The organism is Micromonospora echinofusca, from assembly GCF_017614955.1.
GTDB lineage: Bacteria > Actinomycetota > Actinomycetes > Mycobacteriales > Micromonosporaceae > Micromonospora > Micromonospora echinofusca_A.
The window spans coordinates 1-1,691 of sequence record NZ_WVUH01000622.1 but is presented as its reverse complement, the minus strand read 5'-3'; the positions used below and the strand labels follow the sequence as shown (position 1 = coordinate 1,691).

General features: G+C 69.1%; 2 protein-coding genes. Both read left to right on the top strand.

All coding sequences use genetic code 11. From position 1 onward, the window contains the following. Nucleotides 1-327 precede the first annotated feature (327 nt). Nucleotides 328-1,395: a 1,2-phenylacetyl-CoA epoxidase subunit PaaA gene (gene paaA / locus GSF22_RS33390; RefSeq protein ID WP_208817889.1), complete on the top strand. Its 1,068-nt coding sequence runs from the start codon at nucleotides 328-330 to the stop codon at nucleotides 1,393-1,395. Beyond that, nucleotides 1,392-1,679 (top strand): 1,2-phenylacetyl-CoA epoxidase subunit PaaB, encoded by a 288-nt coding sequence (gene paaB, locus GSF22_RS33385; RefSeq protein ID WP_208817888.1) that lies wholly within the window; start codon nucleotides 1,392-1,394, stop codon nucleotides 1,677-1,679. Before paaA ends, paaB begins: the two co-directional genes overlap by 4 nt. Nucleotides 1,680-1,691 lie beyond the last annotated feature (12 nt).

The following is a 1,691-nucleotide window of genomic DNA, read 5'->3' as shown; positions in this document are numbered from 1 at the left end:
GACCGGACCGGTGCGGCTCGGCGATCACGGGGGCCGGGGGTGGGCGGCCTCGGTCGTTCGACGATCGTCAGGAGCCGATTGCGTGGACCGGGAAAGTCTACGTCCGGAATGCCGGCCCGCCACGACGCGACATCAGCAAGCTCTGATTAATCGGGACTAACTAGCCATTTCGGCGATTCGGGTATGGGATTTCCGGACTTTTGTGACCCATCTCACTGTTGGCGGATCTCGTTCCCCGCGTGGTCAGCCGCGCGACGGCCGGCGGTCGCGCACTGAAATCTGTGACAGCCCCTAGTGTTGCCAATCGTAAGCTGTAACACTTGTCGCGTGTATGGCAACGACTTCCCCGGTACCGACGACGCTCCCGGTGGTGGCCTGCTCGGACAGGTCGAGGCGGCGGAGGAGGCGCTCCGGCGGGCCGCCGAGCGGGGCCGACCGGACGGCCCGGCGCCCGGCGACGACCTCCAGGCGTACTTCGACGAGGTGATCGCGGCCGACCAGAAGATCGAGCCGAGGGACTGGATGCCCGAGGCGTACCGCAAGACGCTGATCCGGCAGATCGCCCAGCACGCCCACTCGGAGATCATCGGGATGCAGCCCGAGGGGAACTGGATCTCCCGGGCGCCGTCCCTGAAGCGCAAGGCCATCCTGCTGGCGAAGGTGCAGGACGAGGCCGGTCACGGGCTCTACCTGTACGCCGCCGCCGAGACCCTCGGGATCACCCGGGACGAGTTGGTCGAGCTGCTGCTCGCCGGCCGGCAGAAGTACAGCTCGATCTTCAACTACCCCACCCTCAGCTGGGCCGACGTCGGCGCGATCGGCTGGCTGGTGGACGGCGCGGCGATCGTCAACCAGGTCCCGCTCTGCCGCTGCTCCTACGGCCCGTACGCCCGCGCGATGATCCGGGTCTGCAAGGAGGAGTCGTTCCACCAGCGCCAGGGGTACGAGATCCTGCACACCCTGTCGCACGGCACCCCGGCGCAGAAGGCGATGGCCCAGGACGCCATCGACCGCTGGTGGTACCCGTCCCTGGCGATGTTCGGCCCACCGGACGGCGACTCCACGCACTCCGCCCAGTCGATGGCCTGGAAGATCAAGCGCTTCTCCAACGACGAGCTGCGCCAACGCTTCGTGGACATGTGCGTGCAGCAGGCGGAGATCCTCGGGCTCACCCTGCCCGACCCCGACCTGCGGTGGAACGAGGACCGCCAGGCGTACGACTACACCCAGCCGGACTACGACGAGCTGATGCGGGTGATCAAGGGCGACGGGCCGTGCAACCGGGAACGGATGACGCACCGCCGTCGCGCCCACGCCGACGGGGCCTGGGTACGGGAGGCCGCTGCGGCGTACGCCGCGAAGCGGGCGGCCGAGAGGGAGAGGGTGGCGGCGTGACCACGGAACAGTGGCCGTTGTGGGAGGTCTTCGTCCGGCCCCGGCGCGGGTTGTCGCACAGCCACGTCGGCAGTCTGCACGCCCCGGACGCCGAGCTGGCCCTGCGCAACGCCCGGGACCTCTACACCCGTCGGCAGGAGGGCGTCTCGATCTGGGTGGTACCGGCGGGCGCGATCACCGCGTCCAGCCCGGACGAGAAGGACGCCTTCTTCGACCCGGCGGCGGACAAGGTCTACCGCCATCCCACCTTCTACGAGGTGCCGGACGGGGTGGCCCACCTGTGACCCCCACCGTCC